The sequence below is a fragment of the Croceivirga sp. ABH4_376 genome, from assembly GCF_056160685.1.
In genome coordinates this window covers 669,294-693,487 of the sequence record NZ_JBSWXQ010000001.1, presented here as the reverse complement: position 1 = coordinate 693,487, position 24,194 = coordinate 669,294, and the positions used below count along the sequence as shown (strand labels likewise).

General features: G+C 36.0%; 25 protein-coding genes. 8 read left to right on the top strand and 17 right to left on the bottom strand.

Annotation, left to right across the window (positions count from 1 at the left end; translation table 11 throughout):
• Nucleotides 1-68 precede the first annotated feature (68 nt).
• The 4 genes from ACXAGS_RS03060 to ACXAGS_RS03045 are packed head-to-tail and all read right to left on the bottom strand — an operon-like array spanning nt 69 to nt 5,174.
• Nucleotides 69-1,466 (bottom strand): TolC family protein, encoded by a 1,398-nt coding sequence (locus ACXAGS_RS03060; protein WP_474904408.1) that lies wholly within the window; start codon nt 1,464-1,466, stop codon nt 69-71.
• Between the two features lies 1 nt (nt 1,467).
• On the bottom strand, nt 1,468-2,820 hold the full coding sequence (locus ACXAGS_RS03055) for an HlyD family secretion protein (protein WP_474904407.1): 1,353 nt from the start codon (nt 2,818-2,820) through the stop codon (nt 1,468-1,470).
• Nucleotides 2,813-4,495, bottom strand: a complete 1,683-nt coding sequence (locus tag ACXAGS_RS03050) for a peptidase domain-containing ABC transporter (RefSeq protein WP_474904405.1) — start codon at nt 4,493-4,495, stop codon at nt 2,813-2,815. The genes ACXAGS_RS03055 and ACXAGS_RS03050 overlap by 8 nt, the downstream gene beginning before the upstream one ends.
• A gap of 4 nt (nt 4,496-4,499) precedes the next feature.
• On the bottom strand, nt 4,500-5,174 hold the full coding sequence (locus tag ACXAGS_RS03045) for a TetR/AcrR family transcriptional regulator (RefSeq protein WP_029511445.1): 675 nt from the start codon (nt 5,172-5,174) through the stop codon (nt 4,500-4,502).
• A 155-nt stretch (nt 5,175-5,329) separates the two neighbouring features.
• Between ACXAGS_RS03045 and ACXAGS_RS03040 the strand changes: the two genes are divergently transcribed.
• The 4 genes from ACXAGS_RS03040 (at nt 5,330) to ACXAGS_RS03025 (ending at nt 7,608) form a co-directional block, all read left to right on the top strand.
• On the top strand, nt 5,330-5,719 hold the full coding sequence (locus tag ACXAGS_RS03040) for a hypothetical protein (RefSeq protein WP_474904403.1): 390 nt from the start codon (nt 5,330-5,332) through the stop codon (nt 5,717-5,719).
• Nucleotides 5,720-5,815: 96 nt separating this feature from the next.
• Nucleotides 5,816-6,379 carry a DNA-3-methyladenine glycosylase I gene (locus tag ACXAGS_RS03035; protein ID WP_474904402.1) on the top strand — a complete coding sequence of 188 codons (564 nt, stop codon included), beginning with the start codon at nt 5,816-5,818 and terminating at the stop codon, nt 6,377-6,379.
• The gene (locus tag ACXAGS_RS03030; protein ID WP_474904400.1) at nt 6,366-6,944 is read left to right on the top strand and encodes a hypothetical protein; all 579 of its coding nucleotides are present in this window, start codon (nt 6,366-6,368) and stop codon (nt 6,942-6,944) included. Before ACXAGS_RS03035 ends, ACXAGS_RS03030 begins: the two co-directional genes overlap by 14 nt.
• Nucleotides 6,910-7,608, top strand: coding sequence for a DUF2490 domain-containing protein (locus ACXAGS_RS03025; RefSeq protein ID WP_474904399.1), 699 nt, complete (start codon nt 6,910-6,912; stop codon nt 7,606-7,608). The genes ACXAGS_RS03030 and ACXAGS_RS03025 overlap by 35 nt, the downstream gene beginning before the upstream one ends.
• Here the strand turns inward: ACXAGS_RS03025 and aat are convergent.
• Nucleotides 7,597-8,259 carry a leucyl/phenylalanyl-tRNA--protein transferase gene (aat, locus tag ACXAGS_RS03020; protein WP_474904398.1) on the bottom strand — a complete coding sequence of 221 codons (663 nt, stop codon included), beginning with the start codon at nt 8,257-8,259 and terminating at the stop codon, nt 7,597-7,599. The genes ACXAGS_RS03025 and aat overlap by 12 nt on opposite strands.
• 94 nt (nt 8,260-8,353) lie before the next feature.
• A complete protein-coding gene (locus ACXAGS_RS03015) occupies nt 8,354-8,731 on the bottom strand; it encodes a DUF3127 domain-containing protein (protein ID WP_080317980.1) in 378 nt (125 codons plus the stop codon).
• Between the two features lie 122 nt (nt 8,732-8,853).
• On the opposite strand from ACXAGS_RS03015, the gene ACXAGS_RS03010 reads away from it, so the two are divergent.
• Nucleotides 8,854-9,999 carry a sensor histidine kinase gene (locus ACXAGS_RS03010; RefSeq protein ID WP_474904397.1) on the top strand — a complete coding sequence of 382 codons (1,146 nt, stop codon included), beginning with the start codon at nt 8,854-8,856 and terminating at the stop codon, nt 9,997-9,999.
• Between the two features lie 2 nt (nt 10,000-10,001).
• Complete coding sequence (locus ACXAGS_RS03005) at nt 10,002-10,346, top strand: hypothetical protein (protein ID WP_474904396.1); 345 nt, start codon at nt 10,002-10,004, stop codon at nt 10,344-10,346.
• Here the strand turns inward: ACXAGS_RS03005 and ACXAGS_RS03000 are convergent.
• Both ACXAGS_RS03000 and greA read right to left on the bottom strand, forming a co-directional pair.
• A complete protein-coding gene (locus ACXAGS_RS03000; RefSeq protein WP_474904394.1) occupies nt 10,325-10,729 on the bottom strand; it encodes an HIT family protein in 405 nt (134 codons plus the stop codon). The two genes, ACXAGS_RS03005 and ACXAGS_RS03000, sit on opposite strands and share 22 nt — an antisense overlap.
• 60 nt (nt 10,730-10,789) lie before the next feature.
• Complete coding sequence (gene greA, locus ACXAGS_RS02995; RefSeq protein ID WP_474904393.1) at nt 10,790-11,266, bottom strand: transcription elongation factor GreA; 477 nt, start codon at nt 11,264-11,266, stop codon at nt 10,790-10,792.
• A gap of 172 nt (nt 11,267-11,438) precedes the next feature.
• On the opposite strand from greA, the gene ACXAGS_RS02990 reads away from it, so the two are divergent.
• Complete coding sequence (locus ACXAGS_RS02990) at nt 11,439-11,876, top strand: hypothetical protein (RefSeq protein WP_474904392.1); 438 nt, start codon at nt 11,439-11,441, stop codon at nt 11,874-11,876.
• Here ACXAGS_RS02990 and ACXAGS_RS02985 read toward each other — a convergent pair.
• The 3 genes from ACXAGS_RS02985 to ACXAGS_RS02975 all read right to left on the bottom strand — a co-directional run bounded on the left by ACXAGS_RS02985 (nt 11,873) and on the right by ACXAGS_RS02975 (nt 15,875).
• On the bottom strand, nt 11,873-12,868 hold the full coding sequence (locus ACXAGS_RS02985; protein ID WP_474904390.1) for a Gfo/Idh/MocA family protein: 996 nt from the start codon (nt 12,866-12,868) through the stop codon (nt 11,873-11,875). The genes ACXAGS_RS02990 and ACXAGS_RS02985 overlap by 4 nt on opposite strands.
• Before the next feature lie 122 nt (nt 12,869-12,990).
• Complete coding sequence (locus tag ACXAGS_RS02980) at nt 12,991-15,279, bottom strand: TonB-dependent receptor (protein WP_474904388.1); 2,289 nt, start codon at nt 15,277-15,279, stop codon at nt 12,991-12,993.
• A 449-nt stretch (nt 15,280-15,728) separates the two neighbouring features.
• Complete coding sequence (locus tag ACXAGS_RS02975) at nt 15,729-15,875, bottom strand: hypothetical protein (RefSeq protein ID WP_474904387.1); 147 nt, start codon at nt 15,873-15,875, stop codon at nt 15,729-15,731.
• A gap of 146 nt (nt 15,876-16,021) precedes the next feature.
• Here ACXAGS_RS02975 and ACXAGS_RS02970 point away from each other — a divergent pair, with 146 nt between their 5' ends.
• Nucleotides 16,022-18,409 carry an ATP-binding protein gene (locus ACXAGS_RS02970; protein ID WP_474904385.1) on the top strand — a complete coding sequence of 796 codons (2,388 nt, stop codon included), beginning with the start codon at nt 16,022-16,024 and terminating at the stop codon, nt 18,407-18,409.
• On the opposite strand, the gene ACXAGS_RS02965 is transcribed toward ACXAGS_RS02970, so the two are convergent.
• From ACXAGS_RS02965 to ACXAGS_RS02940, 6 genes are all read right to left on the bottom strand, one after another.
• The gene (locus ACXAGS_RS02965) at nt 18,398-19,750 is read right to left on the bottom strand and encodes a sigma-54-dependent transcriptional regulator (protein ID WP_474904383.1); all 1,353 of its coding nucleotides are present in this window, start codon (nt 19,748-19,750) and stop codon (nt 18,398-18,400) included. The two genes, ACXAGS_RS02970 and ACXAGS_RS02965, sit on opposite strands and share 12 nt — an antisense overlap.
• Before the next feature lie 149 nt (nt 19,751-19,899).
• Nucleotides 19,900-20,199, bottom strand: a complete 300-nt coding sequence (locus ACXAGS_RS02960; RefSeq protein WP_474904381.1) for a hypothetical protein — start codon at nt 20,197-20,199, stop codon at nt 19,900-19,902.
• A gap of 321 nt (nt 20,200-20,520) precedes the next feature.
• Entirely contained in the window at nt 20,521-22,617 is a 2,097-nt protein-coding gene (locus ACXAGS_RS02955; protein ID WP_474904379.1) for a DUF4301 family protein, read from the bottom strand.
• Nucleotides 22,578-23,210 (bottom strand): nicotinamide riboside transporter PnuC, encoded by a 633-nt coding sequence (pnuC, locus tag ACXAGS_RS02950; protein ID WP_474904377.1) that lies wholly within the window; start codon nt 23,208-23,210, stop codon nt 22,578-22,580. The genes ACXAGS_RS02955 and pnuC overlap by 40 nt, the downstream gene beginning before the upstream one ends.
• Complete coding sequence (locus ACXAGS_RS02945) at nt 23,194-23,454, bottom strand: hypothetical protein (RefSeq protein WP_474904376.1); 261 nt, start codon at nt 23,452-23,454, stop codon at nt 23,194-23,196. The genes pnuC and ACXAGS_RS02945 overlap by 17 nt, the downstream gene beginning before the upstream one ends.
• 38 nt (nt 23,455-23,492) lie before the next feature.
• Nucleotides 23,493-24,134, bottom strand: coding sequence for a 4'-phosphopantetheinyl transferase family protein (locus ACXAGS_RS02940; protein WP_474904798.1), 642 nt, complete (start codon nt 24,132-24,134; stop codon nt 23,493-23,495).
• Nucleotides 24,135-24,194: the final 60 nt, after the last annotated feature.

Below are 24,194 nucleotides of genomic sequence, written 5' to 3'. Positions count from 1 at the left end.
GCCCAAGCATTTAAAACCTAACAAATATCAGTTAACCGCCAATAGCTATTTCAGCAACTTCCGCAGACCTATAAATTTTCTGGATTTATGGCTAAACTCTTAAATAAGTTGGCTTTAGCTTTATAGAATTTGTTTCTAACAGATAGCCTTTTTAATTCTGCATCTATCAACTTGTTTTCTCTAGAATTTAAAATAAAAAGAGAACTTTCACCCACACCAAACTTACGTTCTTCACCCGCAAGAAGCGTATTGTAGTCTCTAACAATTTGATCTATGTACACATTTTGACGGTCAAAAGAATCTAGTTCATTATAAATTGCTAGCACTTTGTTCCTAATTTCAACTTGAGCATTATCCCTTTCAAACTCAGCATCTTTTAATTTGAATTTGGCCAAACGTAAATCGCCACGCTCTTTGCGTAAAAAGAGAGGAAAATTAAAACTTACCCCACCTTTGTAATTTTCTGGCACAAAACTGTTTATCTGATCAGGTTCTGTAGTTAAAAAATTATACTCTACATCTAGCTTTGGTAAAAGCTTATTGGTTTTAAGACGCTTATCTACTAATAGTTCCTTAATCTTAAAATCAAGGGAACGTAACTTAGGGTGGTTATCTATGGTAAAACTATCTAATGGCAACCCATTTATTTCCAATGTTTCATCTAATTCCAATACCAACTCTTTATCTGGAGCAATCCCTTCCTTTAATTCAACAGGAATATCGTTTATCCACAAAAAATTAGACAACTCTAAGCGCTTTTTCATTAAACTTACCTGTGCCTGTTCTAAGCTCAATTGCCTGTTTTCCACTACAATTTTAGCTTCTACCGTATCTATCATGGCCTTATCCCCAGCTAAGGCCGCTTGCTTTACACCCCTAAAACGTATGTCTGCATTTTCTAAAAAGTCTACGTAAACCTGTGCCTCTCCATATGCTTGCACCCAATCAAAATAAGCCACGGCAGCGTTATACAGTACTTGGTTTACCAACAGGTCTTGTTCTGCTTTAGAACGTTCTCTAAAAAATTTAGCTTTACGCAAGGTCGCCATCCGTTCATTGGCCCAAAAACCATCTAGAACGGACATAGATACCCCGGCACTGTAAAGACCATTATCTGGCACGGTCTCTGACGGATTAATGTAAGTACCTTCGTATTGTTCATAACCGCCCTTAAATTCAATTCCAAAATAAGTGGGGATTTTAAAAGTTGCGTTTAGACGTTCCCAATACTGGGTGCCCTTAAATTCTTTACGGGTATAATCTGCCTCTACCTTTGGATCAAAACCACCACGCGCTTTTAACAATTGGGCCTGCCCTATAGACATGGTAAGCTGGGCCTGTTTAGCAATAGGATGATGTTTTTTTACATACCCTAGATACTCTTTAAACCCTAACACCAAAGAATCTTGTTGCCCCCAAGTCTGCAAAGACAAAATAACAGACAAGAAAAAAAGATATTTTCTCATATTATTTTGTTTTTGGGGTTTCCGTTTGCTTCACATTCTGGTAATAATTAGGAGGGAAGCCGTTTAACTGTCTCCACAACTCAAACCAGATAGGTACATCTTGCAGCAAAGCAATTGTATTGGCACCAGAACCTACACGAAGTTGTTCTGGCCAAGCCTCTGCCTCTGGGTCTGGAGCCAACAAAACCCTATATTTACCATTATCACTTATAAAGTTTTCTATGGCAACAATTTTACCGCCGTAGGTACCCACGGAAACATTTGGCCAGCCACTAAATACTATGGACGGCCACCCATCAAACTGAATTCTAACCTCATCTCCAATTTGTAATAATGGCAAATCTATTGGAGAAACATAGGTTTCTACAGCCATATCAAAACTAGCAGGCATTATACCCAACAACTTTTGCCCCTCTTTAAAGGTTTCTCCTATACCACCTATAATAGCCTTGTTTATGTAACCACTTTGCGGCGCACGTATGTAATACAAATCATTACGGATGCTATAGTTGGTAACTGCATTTTCTAATTTGGTTACCTGAGCCTCTGAATCAAATTGACTGGATTGTGCGGTATATAAATCGCTCTGCGCTTTAGAAATCTTATCTGTATACTCTGCTTGTACGCGATTTATCTCTACCTGCGCATTGATTACATCGTTCTTACTAGCCAACAATTTATTTTCTTGCGAAACCAACTTTGCTTGGGTTTCTTGCAATTTTAACCGTTTTTGTTCTAGCTCCGTTAAAGACTTTAAACCTTCTTCTTGTAATTGCTGGTTACGGTTAAATTGTCTTTCCGCAATGGCCAAATTGGTCTTTGCGGCTTCCAAATCTATACTATCACTAACTACCTTTAATTTAGACTGTTGCAGCTTATTCTTTGCTTGCTCTAGCTTTAGAACCCGTTCTTGCGCTAATGCTCCAATTTGCACGTTCAACGCTTTTACCTTGCTTTGATAGGAGGTTACCGACATTTCTTTGGCCTTTAACTGCTTGCCGGTACGCTCTACTAAATTGGGATCAAAGTACTCGTTCTTAATTTCTGAAATATGAAGTATAGTATCTCCCTTCTCTACAAAATCTCCTTCTCTTACATACCATTTTTCTATTCTACCTGGAATAGGAGATTGAATGGTCTGTGGTCTTTGGTCTGGGGTTAACGTGGTTAAATACCCTTTACCGGTAACATTCTGTGTCCATGGCAAGAACAAGATAATGACCAAGAAAATTGAGAAAACCAGTAGAAACCTATTAAAGTGCTTAAAATGCTCTTTATAAAAAACTTTTTGGGCAGATTTAAACCTTCCTAAATCTACCGTTTTATTTAATTTATTATGAGATATGTTAAGCATGGCCGTTGTTTATTTGGTTAACAATTGTACCATTTTCCATAGTAATTATTCTGTTACAGAACTTTTCCCATTTTAGGTTCTCACTTACAATTACCAAAGCCCATCCGTTATTTGAATCTGAAAGAAAACTCATAATTTCTTCGGCTTCTTTTAGTTCCATTTGCTCTAACGGGTCTTTAAGCACCAATAGTTTAGGTTTTTTAACAATACTCCGTGCCAGCACTATTTTTTTAGCAACCGTAAACGGAATTTGCTGCCCTTCTGGATAAAGTATGGTTTTTAATCCTTTTTCCTGACTCTTTACAAATTGGGTGAGTTTGGTTTTTTCCAAAGCCCAATACACATCATCTGAGGTTATATCTGGGTCACCAAAAGTTAGGTTGTCCCATATGGTACCTTCAAAAGGGGTTTCTTCACTCAATGATTGCCCTAAATGAGAACGGTAGTAATTAAGGTTAATCCCTTTAAGTTTTACATCATTAATAAAAATGTTTCCTTGGGTTGGCTCTAAGATACCGGCTATCATTTTTAATAAGCTGCTCTTACCACTACCAATTGGTCCGTGGATTAAAATAGAACAGCTTGGCGATATTTTTAAGGAAACATTATCCACGATATTCTTTTCTTTATCCGGTACGGAAAAAGAAACCTCGCTTAACTCCACATCAAAGTTTTGATTCTCTTTAAAAGGCATTTCACCGTCTTGCGGTTCTAACTTTTTATCTACTACCTGGCCTATCTTTTCTAAAGAGGTAAGCAAGTCGTAAAAGTTTTCTAAGCCCATGATGAGTTTTTCCACGGAACCAATTACCAATAGAATAATGATTTCTGCCGCAACAAACTGTCCAATATTCATTTCTTGGTTAAGAACCAACAAACCACCAATTAGCAACAAACCGGCCGTTACCAATACTTTAAAACCAATCATCTGCATAAATTGTAGAATCAAAATTCTAAAGTGGCTCTCCCTTGCCTCCAAATAATCTACAACCAAAGTATCGTTCTTATCTACCGCATGGCTTGTTTTACCAGACAGCTTAAAACTTACTATACATCTAGCCACCTCTTGCAGCCAATGGGCAACCCGGTATTTATGCTTAGATTCTTGCAAACTAGTTTCTAAACCACGTTGCGCCGTAAACTTAAACACTACATAAATAAGCAATAAAAGGAGTATGCCGTAGGCAATAAAAAAGGGGTGGTAAAAAGAAAGCAATAACAACCCAAAAATAATTTGGAGCAAGGCCGCCGGAAAATCTATTAACACCTTGGACAAGGATTTTTGTACCGTAAGGGTATCAAAAAAACGGTTGGCCAATTCGGGCGGGTAATAATTATGCAGCTCGCTCATTTTAATTTTTGGGAATCTGTATGCAAATTCAAATGAGCTTCTAGTAAAGATTTTTTGCTGTACGTTTTCAATGATACGTATCTGCATTAACTGCAATAACCCTACAAATGCCACACCAATGGTTACCAAGATAACCAACACGATCCAAGAGGTACTAACCTGTGCGCCTTGTATTAAGTTGATAATCGCCTGTATTCCTAAAGGAAGGGATAAATTTACCAAGCCTGCAAAAATAGCGTAATAAAAAACTTGAAGAATGTCTCGCTTATCCAACTTTAGCAAACCTAACAGACGCTGCCAGGACGAGAGAATGTTTTTGGACATGTACTTACTTTTTTAATGTGTTAAAAACAACTTGTTTAATAAAATTAGTTGTTGTTAATTCTTGGCTGCAGTTTGTTAAAGACGGTAAATGTTCTTTTAAAAAGTGCTGGTGCAGCGCAGTTTCCATTATGGTGCTAGCCAAACTTGCAGGAAACTCATACGCGGGCGCAATACTTTTTATCATTTCTTCCAAGCGATTTACCATTCGCTTATAAATAACAAAATAACCGTCTTTATTCTCTTGCTTAACCTCTTTAGTTAAATAAGATTTAGACGATTCATTTATTACTATTCTATTTAATAGGACTTCATTAATATGACCAAAATTATGATCTTCAACTTTAGTCCTTGATATTATTTCTATGGCCTTCTCTAACTTTTCTTGTGCATTAGGCACACTATATGTAGCAAATACCAATTGATATTCTAACCAACCCCAATACCAAGAGGTTAAGTAGACCAATAACTTGTGTTTATTTTCAAAATATCTGTAAATAGAACTCTCGTTGCTTTTAATACGCTCCCCTAGTTTTCTAAAGGTAAAAGCTTCAAAACCCATTTCGTCAATTAAAATAATACTATACTCAATGATTCTTCTTCCCAACTCAGAAGATTCTGGATCTTTTAAGTAAATATTATCATTTATGGCAATTTTAATATTCTGCAATAATCTATCCATAGCTTAAAAATGAAAATACAAATATAATAGTATTACTATCGTATTGTAATAGCTTAACACATTTTAACAGAAGCATAGCTTTGAATTATAATTCTTTCTAAATATCTTTACTTTCAGTTCATAAATAATTAACAACAACAAAATTTTTAACAGCGATGAAAACAAAATTTTCAATTTTAGCCTTATTCGCATTTTTAGTGACTACAATTACAGTAGCACAAGAATCGTACGCAGATGTAGTTTCGGTGGGTGATGTTATGATTATTGGTTCGCCCTCTGGAAATTCCTATGAGCATGTAGAAATTCCAAGAAAGAATTTCATTATCAAAAAAGGAGGTATCGCAAATATTTCCAGTATTGCTCAAAACAAGGTTGAGGTAACCGACCTAAAGACCAAAAATGGTACAACCTTAGTAAGTCTTAAAAAAATGGACGGAAAAAAATTCTTCAATGCTTATAGAATACTTAAGGCCGATCTTAACGGAGCCATAAACAGTGGTGAACTTAAGCTTTTAAAAGGCGGAAAGTCTGAAATGAGCAAGTAATTTTGGTTAGTTACGTAGTGGAAAGGTTTCTTATTGTTTGCAATAAGGAACCTTTTTTATTTTTAATTATACCTAACTTACCCCTTAAAACTAGAAATGGAAAGAACCAGATGTGATTGGTGTAAAAATGATGATTTATACATTGCTTATCATGACCAAGAATGGGGCAAACCAGTAAAGGACGATTCCATTTTTTTTGAATTTCTGATTCTAGAGACTTTCCAAGCGGGGTTAAGCTGGATTACCATTTTAAGAAAGCGAGAAAATTTTAGGTCCGCCTTTGATGCTTTTGACTATAAAAAAATTGCCCAGTACGATACAGATAAAATAAACCAACTATTAACCAACCCTGGCATAATAAGGAATAAACTAAAAGTAAATGCTGCAAAAAGCAATGCTATTGCTTTTATGCAAGTACAAGAAGAATTTGGTAGTTTTAGCAATTATATTTGGTCTTTCTTGGACCACAAACCACTAAAAAATAATTTTGAAGATAACTCTCAAGTTCCTGCTACAACACCTCTTTCTGACAAAATAAGCAAGGACTTAAAAAAACGTGGATTCAAATTTGTGGGCAGCACAGTGGTTTACGCTTTTATGCAAGCTACCGGGTTGGTAAACGATCATTTAACTAGTTGTTTTAGACATGAACAGGTATAAGTATTTGATATTGCTTTTTATTGGAATGGTTTGTAATACCTATGGGCAGCAAAAACAAGAATGGGAGCATCGCATACCTAAGGAAGCATTTCCGCCAACGGCTCTAAAATTGCTAAAGCCTTATTTAGAAAACGCCAAGCGCATTCGGTTTTACCAAGAAAAAGATGGCCAAAAAGTTTCTTTTGAAAGTAAATTTAAATTGAAAAGAATTTTCTATAGTGTAGAATTTAGCAAAAATGGGAGTTTGGAAGATGTAGAGTTTATTATAGCTCCCTACGATATGCCCAACGAAACCTGGGAAACTATTTCTAATTTTCTGGATACAAATTATGATCGGTACCGAATTAAAAAAATACAACAACAGTATATTTTAAACGGTAATGCCAAAAACACTTTAAAGCAAGCTTTTCAAAATCTAATTTTGGATACCAACAACTTTGAAATCATCATTGCCTATAGAACACCAAAGGGTTTTAAAGAAATGGAATTATTGTTTAACGCCACTGGTAAATTACTTTCAAAAAGAGAAAGTGAACCGCAGAAGTATGATCATGTCCGGTATTAGGTTTTTTCTTTTGATCGGTCTTTGCCTACTAGTAGATTTAGGCTATGGTCAAGACTTTACAGGTTATATACAACCCACCGTTGCGCTAAACTACAAGGTAACCCCTTTTTATTCCCACAACTTTGCCATTAATAGTAGAAATTTTTGGTTTAAAGATGAAGCATCAACCCTTAAAGCCAAGCAACTAGATTTGGTACATTTTTCCAATTTAAAACTAATGGACAATCAGAGTGTTGCCTTTGGTATACAATATCGTTTTAGGTCTTTTATAGATTCAGGAGAAAATGAACTTCGATTAACCCAGCAATATAACTTTACCCAAAAACCCTTTATTGTACGTTTTGGCCAGCGGTTTAGAACGGAACAACGTATAACAAAATCAAATACCATTCATCGTTTTAGGTATCGGTTTTCCTTAGATTTTCCATTAAATGGGGAACGTGTTGATATTGGCGAAGGGTATTTAATTGGAAATCTAGAAAGTTTACTAAGTATTGGCAAACACATAAATCCAGAATATGACCAACGAGCTACCCTACAATTGGGTTGGCTACTTAGCAATTCCGTTAAATTTCAGGTTGGAACAGAATATAGATTAGAAGATTTTACAGATCGCAAAGCGCACATACTTATGTTCCTTTCTACGCTAAATTTATCCCTTTAAATAGCTCATAAAGACTGTTCTGTCTATCTCTTTTGCCCCCAAACTAGCTAGATGTTCTGTGTACACTTGGCAATCTATGAGTTTATAACCTTTATCTTCTAGTTCTTTGGCCAAATGTATAAACGCATACTTAGATGCGTTAGACACCAAACTAAACATACTTTCTCCGCAAAAAACGTTGCCTAAGTCTATACCGTAGAGACCACCTACCAATTCCCTATCCAACCAAACTTCATAGGAAACGGCAAAACCCTTTTGGTGCAGGTCTAAATAGGCTGCTTTCATTTTTGGGGTAATCCAAGTGCCCTCTTGCCCCTTTCTTTCTAGTTGGGCACAATTGTCTATAACTTGCTCAAATGCCCTGTTCTTGGTTAGTGCAAATGAAGAATTCCGCAAAACCTTACGCATACTTTTAGACACTTTAATCTCTTTAGGAAACAAAACCATTCTTGGGTCTGGAGACCACCAAAGAATCAACGCATCCTCATTAAACCATGGAAAAATTCCATTCTTATAGGCCAGCAGCAACCGTTCTGGAGACAAATCGCCACCTACGGCCAATAACCCTTCATCATTGGCATGGTCTACAGACGGAAACCACAATTGATCATCTAAATAATAAATAGGCTGCTGTTCTTCGTTAGTTTGCATACCTTAAATTATATTTTTCAGAATTAATATTCCAATTTGTTTAAAAACAAAAAGCCACTACAATGTAGTGGCTTTTAAACATGTTGCTTTCTATTTAGAACGGAAGATCATCATGATCTTCGTCGCTTATGTCATCTGCTGGTTCAAAAGCTTCCATTGGAGGTACTGGTGGCATACCACCCTCTGGCTGTGCTTGTTCCAAGTTTTCTATACGCCATCCTTGTATGGAATTAAAATACTTGGTTTCTCCTTGTGGGTTTACCCATTCCCTACCTCTTAGGTTAATGCTCACCTTAACCATTTGCCCAACCTTATAACTGTTTAGCAAATCGCATTTATCTTGCACAAACTCAACTAAAATATGTTGCGGATATTGTTCTTCTGTTGTAACTACCAATTCTCTTTTTCTAAAACCATTGTTTCCGTAGGTTTTAGTCTCGTCTATCATTTTTATTCTACCCTGAACTTCCATGAACTTGAATTTTAATGGCTTCAAAAATAGGTAAATTGTAAGGTATAATTAAAGTACGCCATGGTATGTTTTCAACAATTCGTTTTAATTAAATTATCTTAGAAAATATTTTAAACTCCAGTATGTATTTTTCTACCAGACAAAAAGCTCCCAATATAATTTTGCTTACAGCAGCTTTTGTTTTGGTTAGTTTAATTCTATGGAACACCAACAGTTTTTTTAAAAAGTTTAAAGAAGAAGAACGCCTTAAAATGGAAATTTGGGCTACTGCCCAACTAGAACTCATACAATCTCCAGTAGACCAAGAATTGGGTAATTTAACCTTAAAGGTATTGGGCAACAACACCTCTACCCCCATGATATTGGTCAATGAAGAAGGTTCTATAAAATCATTGAATATACCAGAAGAAAAACAGAACGACACCGCCTACTTACAAGAAAAAATAAGAGAATTTAAAAACGAAAACCAACCCATAGAAATTATTCAGGGTGGTGAACTTTTAGAAACATTGTACTACGGAAATTCTGAAGTGTTGAACAAGCTTAAGTACTATCCACTAGCTTTGTTATTGATTATTTTCCTGTTTGGGGCGGTTATTTTCTTCTTTTTTAGAACCAATAAGGCATCTGAACAGAACAAGCTATGGGCAGGAATGGCCAAAGAAACAGCACACCAAATAGGCACGCCTTTAACTTCTTTATTGGGTTGGAACGAACTTTTGAAAACCGAAGCTATTAATCCGGATATTACTTTAGAAATAGAAAAAGACATAGACCGCTTACAAACCATAACAGAACGTTTTTCCAAAATTGGGTCCACACCGGAATTAAAACCGCAAGATATTGTAGCGGAGACCCAAAAAGCATATGACTATCTTAAAAAGAGGAGCTCTAAACTCATCGATTTTAGTTTTAAGACCGATTTAGATCATTTATTGGTACCTTTAAATGTGCCACTATACAACTGGAGTATAGAAAACCTGGTTAAAAACGGTATAGATGCCATGAAAGGTAAAGGCAGTATTGCCTTGCAAATAGAACTTAAAGGAAACTATGTTTCTATTTTAATTTGTGATACGGGTCATGGCATACCTAAAAGCGAGCATACTAATATTTTTAATCCTGGTGTTACTACTAAAAAAAGAGGTTGGGGCTTGGGATTATCCTTGGTAAAAAGAATTATAGAAGAGTACCACAAAGGAAAAATTAAAGTACTTACTTCTAATAAAGGGGGCACGGTAATGCAAATACTTTTGAAGACTACTTAATTATGGCTACAGAAAAAAACATTACTATTAAAGAGGCAGAACTGGTGAACAATTGTCCAGAGTGTTTTAACCAAGAATTAAAGCTTTCTTTTTATCAAAAACATACCTACAACCCTTTTTTTCATAGAACCACACCAACGGTAACCCATGAGATTAAATGCAAAACCTGTTATAATATTATTTATCCGGTAAACTGGACAGCAGATATTGAGCGTGTTTTTGACTACTACAATAAATTAGTAGAACCAGACAAGCCAGCAATTAGGCTTACCTCTCTAGCATTGGTTATAATTTTACTCTTAGTGGTATTGGTTGCAGGCAGTGTTTATTTGCTACTTGCCAAGTAAGCATTAGCAATTTTTTGCGCCAAAGCTTCAAAAGTTTCTTTTTTTAAGGTCTCTTTAGATTGAAAAGTAGCATCTGCCATTTTATTTAAAGGTATTAGATGTACATGTACATGTGGCACCTCTAAGCCTATAACAGACATACCCACCCTTTTACAAGGAACAACCGTTTCAATTGCTAAGGCAACTTTCCTAGAAAACATCATTAATCCGGTATACAGGGTTTCCTCTAGATCCCAAATTTTATCTACTTCCTTTTTAGGAATACAAAGGGTATGCCCTACGGCATTTGGGTTAATATCCAAAAAAGCATAGAAATCTTCCGTTTCTGCTACTTTGTAACTTGGAATTTCGCCATTTACTATTTTAGTGAATATACTTGCCATAACTAAAAAATAAAAAAACCCGTCGTTTAGACGGGTTTAAATATACTATTCCAATTCTATTTACGCTCTGGTGATTTCAAGAATTTCGAATTTTAACGTTCCATTTGGCACCTTAATCTCAGCCACATCCCCAACAGACTTACCAAGAAGTCCTTTTCCAATTGGAGAGGTAACAGATATTTTACCCGTTTTTAAATTAGCCTCGCTTTCTGCAACCAAGGTATATTTCATTTCCATACCGTTGGCTTGATTTTTTAATTTAACGGTAGACAATACCAAAACCTTAGAGGTATCTAGTTGACTTTCGTCTATAATTCTAGCGTTAGCAACAGTTTCCTCTAGCTTGGCTATCTTCATTTCCAAAAGTCCTTGTGCTTCTTTTGCGGCATCATACTCTGCATTTTCAGATAAATCCCCTTTATCTCTTGCTTCTGCAATAGCTTGTGATGCTTTAGGGCGTTCCACATCCCTTAATTGGTCTAATTCTTCCTTCAGTTTTTTTAAACCTTCTGGAGTATAATATGATATTTTAGACATAAATATTTTAATTAAAACAATATCACGCTGAAGAAAATCAATATTTTCCCAGCGTATATGTAGTTCCTATAATTGAAAAATCCTCTACCAGAACCAAAATAACCTTGGTTTTTTAGAGAGGATTAACGCAAATATACGGAATTTTTAACCACTTTTACGGCAAATTTGTGGGATGAAACGTTATTGTTGCCTGATTTGCTTGGTTTTACTTTTTGCCTGTTCTAAAGATGCCACCAACAGAAATCCATATCTATTGGAAACTAATTTTAGGTTTGAATTAAACTTGAACCTACCCCTTTATACCAATTTAAATACCATTGGCAACCCGGTTTATGTTGGCAATAATGGTGTGGGTATTAGAGGTGCCTTTGTCATGAAAGTTTCCCCAGATAGTTTTTTGGCGTTTGAAGCTAGTTGTCCTAACCATACACCAAACGAGTGTTCTACCTTGGTTGCTAACGGGCAAAATGTTGTTTGCCCCTGTGATGACCTGGAATATAGTCTTTTTAATGGTTTTTTAACCAATACCCCTGAAGATGGGAATAGGTACTATGGCTTATTAAACTATAGAACCTCCCAAAGTGGGAGTTCTGTTTTTATATCCAATTAAAGATTACCAAGAATTGCATCCATTACCCAACTGGTATGCAACGCAGTTTCACCAGTTGATGGATGATTTTGAATTCCAAAAAGGTCTTTTTTCATATTCAAAACATGAAACTCTTGTACATGTTTGGGGTGAGGTATTACTAAACTTTCTTTTATTTTTTCAGTGCTTATAGCTATTGGGGCCTCGTCTAGTACGGCAAATCGTATTTCACCTTCTGAACCATAAATAACAACCTCATCTTGAGCAGTATTTAGCCCAAAATTCCAAACACCAGAACCCATAACACCGTTTTTATGCATCCAACTACCCACAATAGCGTCTTTAGAAGAATATAAACCTTGCTGGTTGTTGGTTATCCCGTTAGCAACCGCAATTTCTCCCAACAAAAAAGCAAATAAATCCAACCCATGACTTGCCAAATCATCAAAATAACCCCCTGGCGCTACGTTAGCCTCTGTTCGCCAATTGGGAGTTTTTGAAATATCGGTTGGGCTTGGTGTTCTAGATTTGTGCCAGGTTATTTGCCTAATAGTTCCAATAAGACCAGCATCTAGCCATTCTTTAATTTTTAAAAATCTTGGCAAAGAACGGCGGTAATAAGCTACATAAAGCGGTAGTTGTTTTTCTTTAAATGCTTGGTAAATAGACAAACTTTCCGCATAACTGGGAGCCATTGGTTTTTCTATACAACAGGGTTTACCGGCCTCTGCCACCAATAAAGCATATTTTTTATGTGTATCTGGGGGCGTAGCTATATAAACCGCATCTACCAAATTAGAATGAATTAACTCTAATGCATCTGTGGTGTAATTGGGTATTGTATGCCTTGTGGCATAATCTATAAGTTTAGCCTTGTCTCTTCGCATTACCATGTTTAGCTCAAAACCAGGCGTTATAGAATAGGGCGGACCACTTTTTACCTCGGTTACATTACCACAACCTAGTATACCCCATCTTACCGGAGTGTGTGTAAAAAAAGTAGTGCGCCCCATTTTTATAGCTTTTAGAAGGTACTAAGGTATAAAAAGAAACACCCGTTGCACGTAAAAAACAATTGGGGGACTACACCAAATAGTATAACTGTTTCTTCTGCTCGGGGTGTTGGGGTGCAAAGTTAAAAATTAACCAATGCGCCCAACAAGAAATTTATACCTGCTTGCGGATAAAAGCCAGCTCCCTCTATAGTAGTAATTGTAGTATCACTACTCCACGTATCATCATACGTATAAAAATACCCGTTAGAAACTATGTGCTGATCAAATATGTTGTTCACTAAGCCAGACAAAACAATACTTTTTACAAAACCTTTGGTTGGTATAGCATATTGAATATTAAAGTCTGTTTGGGAATAAGCATCCAATTTACTTTTTGGCGCATCTATATTACCCATGTACTGCTCCCCAACGTATTTAGACAAAACTGCTACCATTAACCTTTCATTAGGGGTAAAGGCCAATCTGTTACCGGCAACTACTCCTGGAGAAAAAGCAATTTTTGTATCGCCAAGGTTTTCTAATACACCATCTCTCTGAAAACGAAAATCTATATTTCTATTGGTACTTAGTGCGATATTTGGTTGCAAAGACCATTTGTTTCCTAGTTTTATATTGGCATCTACCTCTAGCCCTAGCCTATAACTATCCCCAACATTTGCTCTAATTGGCGCACCAACATCATTCAATTCACCGGTTAAGACCAATTGGTCTTTGTATCGCATATAGTAGACGTTGGTATTCAACTGCAATGCATTAGAAACATATCGCCATCCCAGCTCAAAATCATTAAGCTTTTCTGGCTTTGGATTTCCATTTTCGTAATCGTTCCTATTTGGCTCCCTGTTGGCTCTTGCATAAGACAGGTAGAAGTTGTTGTTTCTATTTAAATCAAAAGTGATTCCTGCTTTAGGGTTAAAAAAATGGAAAGTATCGTCTACTAGACCAGTTTCTTCCCCATTAGCGGTATACCCTACAGAACGGTATTGTAAATCACCAAACAAGCTCCAATTTTGGTTAAGCTTATAATTTGCTTTTGTGTAGATGTTGAAATCTGTTTTTCTAGATTGGTCAAAATAGTAGCGATCCCTTATCTGGCTATCCGTAGCATATCTGGCCCAAATTATTTCTCCATAATGGTCACCATCGTAGGCGTTCCAACCTCCTCCAATAATAAAATCGATAGCATCGTCTACGTAATTGGCAGAAAAAATGGCACCATAGAAATCATTGTTTAGCCATCTTCTTCTTATCAGGTCTGTGGTATTAACCTCTTCTCCGTTAACAGTAATGGGTTCAAAACTATAGGTTTCAAAATCATCGTCTTCTCTAAATTGCTCAAAATAGCCCCGGCCGTGTGTAAAATGAAAAGCTAAATTGGTGCTCCAATTTGCACTCCATGCTTCGTTCCAGTGCAATTGAAAATGATCTTGTTTGTAATTATCTTCCTCCTTATCGTAAAACTGGATGTTTCCCGCTTCATCAAAATAAACACCCGCAACATTAAACGTTGGATTCTCTTTTATATCGGGGTTTGCTCCCAAAGCCCCTACATACTCAGGTTCAAATCCGTACCAAGATTGGTAAGTTACCTCGTGCCCACCAAATAAAAGCGCTTTTACTAGAGTATTATCATCTTTATAAGCACCCTGTAAAAAGTAAGATTCCAATTTTGAAGAAGCCCTGTCAATATATCCGTCTGATGTAATCTTAGATAAACGCCCAGAAATTTCAAAATGATCGCTTAACAAGCCCGTACTAAACTTTATGTTATTACGTAAAGTATTAAAACTACCAACACTTGCTCCTACTTGAGCATAGGCTTCTTCTGAAATAGCATCTGTTAACAAGTTTAAACTGGCCCCAAATGCAGCAGCTCCGTTAGTAGAGGTACCTACCCCTCTTTGTAATTGCAAACTTTGGGTAGATGAGGCAAAGTCTGGCATGTTTACCCAAAAGGTACCTTGAGATTCCGAATCATTGTAAGGAATACCGTTTATGGTTACGTTAACCCGGGTAGCATCGCTACCTCTAACACGTATACCTGTATAACCTACACCGGCACCAGCATCTGTTGTTGTTACCACAGACGGCAAATAATTCATAAGAACGGGAATATCTTGCCCTAAATTACGCGGTGCAATTTCTTCCTTATCCAAGTTAGAAAATGTAACGGGCGATTCTTTTGTAACCCTTACCGCCTTGACCAAAACTTCGTCCAAAACTACTTCCTTACCTTGTAAGGTGTCTTGTTCTTGGTTTTGGGCCTGTGCAGTGGATACTTGTATTGCAGCGAAAGCTAGAATGGAAAAACTGGTCAAAACAGCAGTTTTGTTTGATTGTTTTGACAATAAACCTCCAACTTTTTCCCGATTAGGAGATTTAAAAATACTTGAATAGAGCGGTTTCATCCGTAAAAATAATTACGAATAAAAGGGGCTATTATTCTGGTTACACTTGATTTTTTTGTTTCCAAAGGAAACATAGCAATTCCATGAAGCACCTAAGTGCCATCCCTTAGCGGCATTACCCGCCCAGGTTCAATGGGTATAATCTCAGCCTCTAAAAATAGAAGCACCCCTTAGAGATAAGCCGCAAATGTAAAACCGAAATAAACAATAAACAAAAAAGACTGCTTTTAAGCAGTCTTTTTATGATCAATCTAACAAACCATTGATTTGGGGGATACATGGAAAAATTATCTCTGTTTGTCATTGACCTTAGATAACGCATGGTTAGTGTAATATAGCATCATCTTAATAAGCTTTTATATGTTGCTCAATTTAAAAGAAAGGACCGTAAGTGAGACCTTACGGCCCTTCAACCAAATCAACCAACCAATGATCCGCCGGTCTTACGACTAAGACGGAATATGAATTTCATTATTATTAGATTTAATCACGATTTGCTTCTCTTTGGCAGCCTCTTCATTTATTTCATAAGCCGCAACAGTAACTGCTGTTAAGAAGGCTAATCCAAAAAATAGTGATCGTAATAAATCTTTCATCTCTTATGCTTTCTATTATTAAGACACCACATTTTTAAATGGGTCACTTTTTCGGCAAAAAAAATTAATTTTTTGCGTTAACAATTAACTTTTTATTGGTGCCAAAGGTGTCTTCCCCTTAGTAAATTTGGGCTTTTACGGCTATTTTGAAAAAGAGGAAAAATTTTATATTTAAAATTGTATTTAGCTACTTGTTGTTAGCTGCACTAACACTTTGGGCAGGTTGGTTTTTTTATCTAGAACTAGATAATATACTGCCTATAAAAGAAGAAATTAGTCCAAAGGAAAGCCAGCTATTGTTAACCAATAAGCTTACCAACTCTATTTACGAGGCAGAAAGTTTGTCCAAACTAGCCTTACAAAGCAACAATACCTCACAATTTGTAAAGTATGCTGTTAAAGTAGACAGTATCCTATTGGCTATAGAAGGGTTAAAAAACCAAATGGAAAATTCAAAGCGTACCGCCATCTTAGATAGCTTAAGTGGGTTGTTAAAACAAAAAGTTTTAAACAATAACCAGTTAAGGAAACTTGCAAAAGTTAACAATACAACGCAATCAATAGATAGTCTTTTACAAAAAATAAAAACCGTAGAGGCCAATGTTGGTACCATTACACCAAGGGCACTTGTTCCCAATTTTGACCAATTGCCAAAGAAAACCCAACAATCTGTAGTTGATTATGCAGAAATATTAAATAAAAATGCCAAAAGGGAGCAAACAGCAGAACAGGAGCGAAAGTTGGTTGATAGTGTGTTAATCGCCACTCAGAATTTACTATTACAAACAAAGATTAAGCAGCAAAACCAAAACAGACAAATTGCATCTAAAGAGTTACAGATATTAAGAGTAGATCTGGAAATTTCCCAAAAACTAAGCAACTTAACCGCTACCTTAGAACAAGAAGTGCTTTTACAAGCAACACAGGACAACATGGATCAATCCATTGCCCTTAAAAATAGTACTAATAACATTAAATGGATAGGCTTTATTGCTATTATCATCATTTTGTTATCTATCTACTTCATAAGTCGGGATTTTAGAAAAGTACAACGCTTAAGCTCGCAGTTGGACCAAGCCAATACCTATACAAAACAACTTTTACAAGCTAGGGAACAGCTAATTAAAACAGTGAGTCATGATATGCGCAGCCCTTTAGGATTGATTAAAGGTTATGCAGAGTTATTACCTGAAGCCAACAACGCTACTGAAAGCCAAAAATATATTAACAATATACAATTAGCAGCCAGCCAAGTAAACCAACTAGCTAACGATTTGTTGGATTTTTCTAAACTTGAAGCGGGTAAGTTACAGCTAACCCCTACCCAATTTGTACCAGCACAACTTATAACATCTGCCGCCCAAAGTTTAAGGCCCAACAACAGCGCTATAGACTTAATAATTGACCTTGCCCCAGAATTAAACAATACTTTTAAGACCGATCCTTTTAGGTTTAGACAGGTATTGAACAACTTAATTTCTAATGCATTTAAATTTACAAAAGAAGGCCATGTTAAGATATCTGGACGATTAGAAGATAATTTTATTGTGGTGAACATAGCCGATACGGGCATTGGTATACCAAACACCTTACAGAATACTATATTTAATGAGTTTACCCAAGCAGATAGTACGGCAAAAAGCCAAGGCTATGGCCTTGGTTTAACTATAGCTAAAAAAATAACCGAGCTACTTAATGGTGCTATTTATTTTACCAGTAAAGAAAACGTAGGAACCACATTTACCGTTAAAATTCCTGTGGAAACGGTTAAAACGCTTAAAGTCCAATCAACTTTACCAACAATTAAAAAGGCAACGGTAATAGTCATAGACGATGACCCAAATCTTTTGGAATTGATAACCACCTTTTTTAAACAATTACAAATAGGGTTTTTAGCCTATAATGACTTTGAAAAGGTTCCAGATAAAGCAAATCTTGAATACGATTTAGTATTAACTGATATGCAAATGCCCAGCTATTCAGGGTTTGAAGTTTTGGATAAATTCAAGAATACCTTTAAACACTATAAAGAACAACCTATAATTGCCATGACAGGCAATATGGAATTAACAAAAGATGAATGTACCCAAGCGGGATTTACTACTCTGCTACACAAACCTTTTTCGAAAGATGCGCTAGTACAAATGCTAAAACCTTACTTAAATTTTGAAAGAGTTATAGCAAACATTGGGCAAGAAACGATACCTGAATTTGAAACGTTTAATCCGATAAACCTTATAGGATTTCTAGACCCAAACGAGGTTAACAACAAATTGAAAGAAAACCTGCTTACTTTTTACGAAGAGACCTTAAAAAATAGTAATACCATAACCTTGACATTAGAGAAAGGAAATAGTAATAACACTAAAGAGATAGCACATAGAATGCTACCAATGTTTAGGCTCTTACAAATAACTGAAGTAATACCTTTTTTGGAAGAACTTGAGAGTAATGGGCACACAAATTATAAAAACGAATTCAACTATAAATTACAAAAAACACTAAACGAAATAAAAGACTATTTACAGCTCTAATTTGTAATATGCCATTTTGTTATAAAGTGTTTTACGAGTTATTTGCAGGAGCTTTGCTGCTTTAGATTTATTGTATTTTGTTTGTTCCAGGGCCTTTTCAATGCGTCTTTTTTCTAATATTTCTTTATCTACCCAGTTTGCCGCAGCGTTTTCTAAGTTTGATTCGATATTTGCATAGGCCTTATTTTTTATTTTTTCTGGTATTAGCGCTACATCAATTTCTTCTTCTTGACATAATAACACCAAACGCTTAATTAAATTTTGAAGCTCCCTAAAATTTCCTGGCCAAGAATACTTTGCAAGAGTACTTAATGCATCATTAGAAAAACCCTTAACATCTTTGTTTAATTCTGCATTGGCTTTGTTCAAAAAATAATCAATAAACAATGGCAAATCTAAACTTCGTTCTTTTAAAGAAGGTACGTTAATGGTAAATTCATTTAAACGATGATAAAGGTCCTCCCTGAATCTTCCATCGGTCACGGCTTGTTCCAAATTCTCATTTGTTGCAGAAACCAAACGTATGTCTACCGAAGTTTCTATGGTACTACCAACTTTTTTAATGCTGCGTTCTTGTAAAGCGCGTAATAATTGTACTTGGTTTTCATATGACAAGTTACCTACCTCATCCAAAAATAGGGTGCCACCAGAACTAGCCTCAAAACAACCCACCTTGTCTTCTACGGCACCTGTAAAACTGCCTTTAACGTGACCAAAAAATTCACTTGCAGCTAACTCCTTTGGTATTGCGCCACAGTCTACGGCAATAAAACTACCAGTACAGCGCTTGCTTAGGTCATGAATAGCTTTTGCCGTAACCTCCTTACCAGTGCCACTTGCCCCATTTATAAAAACAGACATGTTGGTTGGTGCCACTAGAGCTATATGATTGTTTAATTGTACTGCCGCATCACTAATACCCATAACCCTATTGGATAAATCCGGTTCCGGTTTTATTTCAGAGACAGGCTCTTTACTTGGCGTTACCGATTGGAGTTTTTGTAACGTTTCTAATAATGCATCTGGCGAAAAGGGTTTGGCTATGTAATCTGCCGCGCCTTTTTTCATAGCGGCTACCGCACTGCTTACCTCAGCATAGCCAGTCATTACTATAACTTGGGTCTTTAGGCCATTTGCCATAATCTTATCTAACAACTCTATACCCGTACCATTAGGTAATCTTAAATCGGTCAATAAAACATCTAAAATGTTCTCATCCATAATTTGCAAAGCTTGTTGCACCCCAAAAGCATTGAAAACGGTATACTTTTGACGCTCTAAGTAGCCTTTAAGCATATTACAAAAAGCTACATCATCATCTACAACAAGAATTTTGGGCATAATCTGTTAGGGTTACCTAACAAAGATACGTTTGCATTCTATGCTTTAGTTTTTAAAGAAATCTTAAATTATATGCAAAAACAAAAAAGGACCACCCAATTAAGGGTGGCCCTTTCTATCTAGACTCAACTAGCGCAAACTTAAATTTATTACATGTCTAACCAGTTGCCTTCTGCATCGGCATAAAGAGTTTCCATGGTACCGTCTGCTGCGGTCACCTCAAGCTTATACTCTTCTTTTTCGTTTACGTATGCTTTATTTATGGTTGCTCCTGCAAAATCTGCTTCTAGAGCATCTGTAACGGCTGCTGGTAAATCTGCAACTGCAATTTCTTTAAAATCTTCTGCGATAACTTCGCTCATGATACCATCATGTAGTGTTGCTGTAGCTGCACTTACTGCTGATAAACTTCCAATTGCTAATGCTGTGGCAAATAATAACTTTTTCATGTTGTCTGTGTTTTAATGTTAAACTTTGTTCTAGGTATAGAGAAAAAATGATTCCAAAATCTAACCTTCAACCTAAAATAAAGCAACTATCTTATTTTCAGAATATTAAAAAATAAGCTATAAAATAAAGTTGTATAAACAGCTGTTTACCTTTACACATAATGTGTAATTTTTATACAATCTATACTACACATAATGGTATTTATAAAACAATAGGTAATTCCATTAATAGCCCTATTGCTATTGGAGTTAAAAGCAATTTGGATTCAAATAAAAAGGGCAACTTTGTAAGTTGCCCTTTTTATTAAAAATTGTCTTGGCTTATACCTGATGTGTAGGTTTAAGCAAATCATTTACCGTTTTAACAGGATTAAATGTTACCAAAGGCACCTCTACAAAAATAGTGTTCCAATAGGCCATGGCCCCGTTCCACAGTCCTGGCAACTCAAGGGCTTTTAACTCTTTCCCTTCTTTGGTTTTTCCAGTTATAAAACCTTGTTTGGTGTCTACAAAATCTAGCAAATTGTATTTTTCCCCCTTATAATTTATAACACCACACACCAAATCTACAGGATTAAAATGTGTGCTATTTTTAAGAATGTCCATCTGAGAACTATCTGCTGAATTTATCTGGGCAGATTCTATAATTTGTAATGATATGTTGCCATCCCCATCCTGGATAAAAAATGGACCTCCACCAGGTTCACCCTCGTTTTTAACCATGCCACATACCCGTATTGGCCTGTTAATTTTAGATTTTAACTCCGCAATTTTCTCCGTATCCGTTAGCTGCTCAAAATCTGAATCAAAACGAACGTTTAATTTTTGCTGTAAAAAGTTGGCAATCTCATTCAATTCAGTAGTACTTATTCCTGAGGCCTCTAACTTAGCCGCATAATCAAATGCTTTTTCTTGTACTTGTAACAATACCCCTGCTAGCATTTTTTTACTGTTGGCAACCGCCTTAAGATTTTTGGCAATAACAACATTGTCTATATTCTTTATAAAAATTATGTCTGCCGAAACGTCGTTTAGGTTTTCTATAAGTGCTCCATGCCCACCTGGTCTAAACAAAATAGACCCATCTTGGTTTCTAAAAGGTGTGTTATCTAAATTAACCGCTAAGGTGTCTGTTGCGGGTTTTTGATTAGAGTATCCAATATTGAATGCTACCCCGGTTTTTTGGGTAATCTTAGGGCTTGCAGTAGCTTCTTCTTCTGCAAACATCTCTTGATGTTGTGGCGAAATGGTAAAATGTAAATTGGCCTTTTTACCAGAAGCAGCGTAAAGCGCGGCTTCTTTCAAGTGTTCCTCAAACGGAGTGGCACTCCCGTCTTCGTATTGGTGAAATGGCAACAATCCTTTTGGATAAAAACCGTAGTTAAGTCCCTCATCAGACAGCATATAGGTTACAAATGCATGTGCCATACCGCCTTCTGAGTCTTTTTCACCAATTTTGGATACTATCTTTTCATAAAATGGAAAATTTTTGATTTCAGAAACAAACTTCTGCACCGCTTTATCTCCTTTGTCTTCTATATAAGCCTCTAAAGTTTTTTGTTCTGGATCGTATGCCTCTATAAAATTAAACATAGCCTTGAACATCCTAGACGCAGCACCAGAAGCTGGTACAAATTTTAATAGTTGTAAGGTTTCCTTTTTGGATTGAAATAAGGCAATCAAATCCTTTTCTTCTTCTTCGGAATACTTGTTAATACCTTTATTAAGAACAGCTGCAGCAACCAAATTAACATAAGGAATCCCGGCTTTAAACGTATCTACCTGATTCAATACTTTTTCTTTGGATATGCCTTTTTGTTTTAATTGTTCTAGGTCTTGGTCTGTAAATTGAATCATGCTTTTTTGTAAATTTTCTATAGCGTTAATGGCTGATTTTAAACGATTTTTTCGTGTACCCTTTAAAGTAACAAAATTCCTATCATATTTAATTAGGGTATTACGGAAATAGGCAAACATTTTATCTCTTTGGTCAGATTTATCCCTTAAATCGTCTTTTTCCCAAGGAATATCTATGTAGGTAAGTAAATAGAGGTGATACGTATTCTTAAGGGCATAGGTCTCTAGAACAGGATCACAACTACCAATATAATAAGCTTCAGAATATACTTTTGTCTCTAATAAATCCGTATCACAGATTAAGATTTCCTTGGTTTGTTCCGCAATTTTATTTTCCAAGGCCATTTGGCCAATAGCTATAGGTATTAAGTCTTCTGGCTCACAAGTTTTCTGCTCTGTATCCCACTTTGCTTGTAAATATTCCCTAGCATATTCTGGTACCCAATTGGTATTGTAATGCTTAGCCAAATCCTTGGCCAAAGTTGTTTTTCCTGTAGATTCTGGCCCAAACAGAACTATTTTTAGGAGATTTGTTGGTTGCTGCTCAAGCTTTTTTTCCATTGTCTATATCCTTGAATGGCCAAAACGGTAAAAATTAAATATTGTAATGCAAACATACCCCATCCCCTGTAAGCATATAACGGAACGGTAATAAAATCACCAATTATCCATAAAGTCCAATTCTCTATTTTTTTTGTTGCCATATACCACATGGCGGTAAAGAAAATACCAGAGGTAAAGATGTCTACATAATTTGTCCATTCTAATTCTTTACCAAACAATCTATATACACCATAGGTGATAAACATAGTTAGTAAAAAGAAGATAAAACCAATACCTTTTTCTCTGTTGTTGCTTCTAGAAATAACTACAACTTGCTGTTTTTCTTTGGTCCTAGACCAGTTCCACCATCCATATATACTCATTACGGAGTAGTAGAAATTCATCATCATATCGCCATACAAACTGTCTATAAAAAATAGATAAACCGTTATTGCGGTGGCAACTAGACCGGTTGGGTACACCAAAATGTTTTCTCTTTTGGCATAAACCACAGATGCTATTCCAAAAAAGAAAGCCGTTGCTTCTAAGATGATAAGAGATAGCGGCCTACCCTCATAGGCGTAGAAGAAAAAATCAAAAATTTGGCTCATAATCGCTCAAATCTGACTTAACAATTTTCATCCATAGCAACCCGTGTTCCATAAGTTCCATTGCTTCCTTAATTTCGTCTGTTAATAAAGTCATTACCTTGTCATAATCCCCATAAATTTGGGTGCTTAAGGGAGTTTCAATGATTTTTAAACCAGAAGCCCTTAATTGTTTTATAAAATTGATGATAATGGGTTCAAAATCATCATGCAATGGAGTTAGGGTTAGTTCTACAGAAATTTTCATCTATTGGGTTTAGGGTTATAAAACTACAGTTAAATGCTTCAACTACCAAGGTTGGCTTGGGCATAAACACAGGTAAAACCTTCAAACTCAAAAAAATCTATTTCGTAAGCCGATTTTTTATCGCCATAAATTATTTGTGCAGTTGTTTTTCCAGATTCCATAGCAAAATCTTGTACATCTATATGCTTTAAAAAACTTAGACCTGGTTGGGCGTATATTTTATAGAGCGATTCTTTGGCTCCCCATACAATGGTTAGCTTACGAATAATAGCCTGAGTATTGGCCAACGTGTGGTACTCTTCAATAGGCGTAAATTTATACGCTATTTTTAAAATTTTATCGCGTTGCTTTTCTATGTCTATACCTACCTCATGCGAAGTACTTAGTATTATTGCGGTAAAATTATAAGAATGGGTTATGCTAATAAGCTTACCATCTTTTAAATGGGGCTTTCCATTTTCATCGTAATACAGATCACTATCTGTATAACCTTCTAAAGCCATTAAATGTCTAATACTCAGAAAGGCCTTTCGGTGACTTTCAGATTTCATCCCATCCATGCGGTTCTGGCAATGTGGGGTTAGCAGTACATCTTTGGCTAATACTGCTTCGGGTTCTTCTACCTTCCAAAGCAACACTTTAGTGGTAGGGGATACTGTTATGGTTTTATAAACGGGCACTTGTAAAAGATAAGTAATTTGTACCTTTGCGGCTAAAATTGCTATCAAAATAAATTAAAA

What these genes read in the sequence shown, in the direction of transcription:
- ACXAGS_RS03060 (WP_474904408.1), bottom strand. Translation starts at nt 1,466, where the DNA reads ATGAGAAAATATCTTTTTTTCTTGTCTGTTATTTTGTCTTTGCAGACT.
- ACXAGS_RS03055 (WP_474904407.1), bottom strand. Translation starts at nt 2,820, where the DNA reads ATGCTTAACATATCTCATAATAAATTAAATAAAACGGTAGATTTAGGA.
- ACXAGS_RS03050 (WP_474904405.1), bottom strand. Translation starts at nt 4,495, where the DNA reads ATGTCCAAAAACATTCTCTCGTCCTGGCAGCGTCTGTTAGGTTTGCTA.
- ACXAGS_RS03045 (WP_029511445.1), bottom strand. Translation starts at nt 5,174, where the DNA reads ATGGATAGATTATTGCAGAATATTAAAATTGCCATAAATGATAATATT.
- ACXAGS_RS03040 (WP_474904403.1), top strand. Translation starts at nt 5,330, where the DNA reads ATGAAAACAAAATTTTCAATTTTAGCCTTATTCGCATTTTTAGTGACT.
- ACXAGS_RS03035 (WP_474904402.1), top strand. Translation starts at nt 5,816, where the DNA reads ATGGAAAGAACCAGATGTGATTGGTGTAAAAATGATGATTTATACATT.
- ACXAGS_RS03030 (WP_474904400.1), top strand. Translation starts at nt 6,366, where the DNA reads ATGAACAGGTATAAGTATTTGATATTGCTTTTTATTGGAATGGTTTGT.
- aat (WP_474904398.1), bottom strand. Translation starts at nt 8,259, where the DNA reads ATGCAAACTAACGAAGAACAGCAGCCTATTTATTATTTAGATGATCAA.
- ACXAGS_RS03015 (WP_080317980.1), bottom strand. Translation starts at nt 8,731, where the DNA reads ATGGAAGTTCAGGGTAGAATAAAAATGATAGACGAGACTAAAACCTAC.
- ACXAGS_RS03010 (WP_474904397.1), top strand. Translation starts at nt 8,854, where the DNA reads ATGTATTTTTCTACCAGACAAAAAGCTCCCAATATAATTTTGCTTACA.
- ACXAGS_RS03005 (WP_474904396.1), top strand. Translation starts at nt 10,002, where the DNA reads ATGGCTACAGAAAAAAACATTACTATTAAAGAGGCAGAACTGGTGAAC.
- ACXAGS_RS03000 (WP_474904394.1), bottom strand. Translation starts at nt 10,729, where the DNA reads ATGGCAAGTATATTCACTAAAATAGTAAATGGCGAAATTCCAAGTTAC.
- greA (WP_474904393.1), bottom strand. Translation starts at nt 11,266, where the DNA reads ATGTCTAAAATATCATATTATACTCCAGAAGGTTTAAAAAAACTGAAG.
- ACXAGS_RS02990 (WP_474904392.1), top strand. Translation starts at nt 11,439, where the DNA reads ATGAAACGTTATTGTTGCCTGATTTGCTTGGTTTTACTTTTTGCCTGT.
- ACXAGS_RS02985 (WP_474904390.1), bottom strand. Translation starts at nt 12,868, where the DNA reads ATGGGGCGCACTACTTTTTTTACACACACTCCGGTAAGATGGGGTATA.
- ACXAGS_RS02980 (WP_474904388.1), bottom strand. Translation starts at nt 15,279, where the DNA reads ATGAAACCGCTCTATTCAAGTATTTTTAAATCTCCTAATCGGGAAAAA.
- ACXAGS_RS02975 (WP_474904387.1), bottom strand. Translation starts at nt 15,875, where the DNA reads ATGAAAGATTTATTACGATCACTATTTTTTGGATTAGCCTTCTTAACA.
- ACXAGS_RS02965 (WP_474904383.1), bottom strand. Translation starts at nt 19,750, where the DNA reads ATGCCCAAAATTCTTGTTGTAGATGATGATGTAGCTTTTTGTAATATG.
- ACXAGS_RS02960 (WP_474904381.1), bottom strand. Translation starts at nt 20,199, where the DNA reads ATGAAAAAGTTATTATTTGCCACAGCATTAGCAATTGGAAGTTTATCA.
- ACXAGS_RS02955 (WP_474904379.1), bottom strand. Translation starts at nt 22,617, where the DNA reads ATGGAAAAAAAGCTTGAGCAGCAACCAACAAATCTCCTAAAAATAGTT.
- pnuC (WP_474904377.1), bottom strand. Translation starts at nt 23,210, where the DNA reads ATGAGCCAAATTTTTGATTTTTTCTTCTACGCCTATGAGGGTAGGCCG.
- ACXAGS_RS02945 (WP_474904376.1), bottom strand. Translation starts at nt 23,454, where the DNA reads ATGAAAATTTCTGTAGAACTAACCCTAACTCCATTGCATGATGATTTT.